Genomic DNA, 1,331 nt, shown 5'->3' on the forward strand with positions numbered 1-1,331 from the left:
CTCAAAACTAAACAAAGTTTCTTCGATGTGTAGGTTTCCGTTTTATTCCTTAGAAAGGAGGTGATCCAGCCGCAGGTTCTCCTACGGCTACCTTGTTACGACTTCACCCCAGTCATCTGCCCTGCCTTAGGCGGTTCCCTCCAAATGGTTAGGCCACCGACTTTGGGCATTGCAAACTTCCATGGTGTGACGGGCGGTGTGTACAAGGCCCGGGAACGTATTCACCGCGGCATGCTGATCCGCGATTACTAGCGATTCCGACTTCGTGTAGGCGAGTTGCAGCCTACAGTCCGAACTGAGAACGGCTTTAAGAGATTAGCTTACTCTCGCGAGCTCGCAACTCGTTGTACCGTCCATTGTAGCACGTGTGTAGCCCAGGTCATAAGGGGCATGATGATCTGACGTCGTCCCCACCTTCCTCCGGTTTGTCACCGGCAGTCTCACTAGAGTGCCCAACTTAATGCTGGCAACTAGTAACAAGGGTTGCGCTCGTTGCGGGACTTAACCCAACATCTCACGACACGAGCTGACGACGACCATGCACCACCTGTCATTGCGTCCCCGAAGGGAACGCCTCATCTCTGAGGTTGGCGCAAGATGTCAAGACCTGGTAAGGTTCTTCGCGTAGCTTCGAATTAAACCACATGCTCCACCGCTTGTGCGGGCCCCCGTCAATTCCTTTGAGTTTCAACCTTGCGGTCGTACTCCCCAGGCGGAGTGCTTAATGCGTTAGCTCCGGCACTGAAGGGCGGAAACCCTCCAACACCTAGCACTCATCGTTTACGGCATGGACTACCAGGGTATCTAATCCTGTTCGCTACCCATGCTTTCGAGCCTCAGCGTCAGTTGCAGACCAGACAGCCGCCTTCGCCACTGGTGTTCTTCCATATATCTACGCATTCCACCGCTACACATGGAGTTCCACTGTCCTCTTCTGCACTCAAGTCGCCCGGTTTCCGATGCACTTCTTCGGTTAAGCCGAAGGCTTTCACATCAGACCTAAGCAACCGCCTGCGCTCGCTTTACGCCCAATAAATCCGGATAACGCTTGCCACCTACGTATTACCGCGGCTGCTGGCACGTAGTTAGCCGTGACTTTCTGGTTGGATACCGTCACTGCGTGAACAGTTACTCTCACGCACGTTCTTCTCCAACAACAGAGCTTTACGAGCCGAAACCCTTCTTCACTCACGCGGTGTTGCTCCATCAGGCTTGCGCCCATTGTGGAAGATTCCCTACTGCTGCCTCCCGTAGGAGTATGGACCGTGTCTCAGTTCCATTGTGGCCGATCAGTCTCTCAACTCGGCTATGCATCATCGCCTTGGTAAGCC

1 rRNA gene is annotated in these 1,331 nt (G+C 53.9%); it reads right to left on the reverse strand.

Annotated elements, in window-relative coordinates:
• Nucleotides 1-53 precede the first annotated feature (53 nt).
• A 16S ribosomal RNA gene (locus tag NFR46_RS09355) occupies nucleotides 54-1,331 on the reverse strand; the annotation flags it as partial.

The organism is Limosilactobacillus agrestimuris (genome assembly GCF_943193105.1).
Classification (GTDB): Bacteria; Bacillota; Bacilli; order Lactobacillales; family Lactobacillaceae; genus Limosilactobacillus; species Limosilactobacillus agrestimuris.